Below are 264 nucleotides of genomic sequence, written 5' to 3'. Positions count from 1 at the left end.
TTTTCTCATTGTTCATGGAAAAAGCTCGGCAAAAGGATTGGGTGGTGGACATGTCACCACACATCTTGACCATCGGATTGCAATGTCCTTTCTTATCTTCGGACTGGTATCAGAAAAACCTGTTACCATTGATGATAAACGAATGATTGCCACTAGCTTTCCAGAATTTATCCCTTTTATACAACAACTTGGGGGGAAAATTTCTTGAAACCTTTTGTGATTGCAATTGATGGACCAGCAGCCTCAGGAAAAGGAACATTAGCA

General features: G+C 40.5%; 1 pseudogene. It reads left to right on the top strand.

The annotated features are described in order from the left end of the window. Positions 1–208: pseudogene (locus ACFIK8_RS09470) on the top strand (3-phosphoshikimate 1-carboxyvinyltransferase); the annotation flags it as partial. Positions 209–264: the final 56 nt, after the last annotated feature.

This window comes from Bartonella sp. MR168JLCBS, assembly GCF_042194175.1.
The sequence above is the reverse complement of the archived record's forward strand: the minus strand, read 5'-3'. Positions and strand labels throughout refer to the sequence as shown.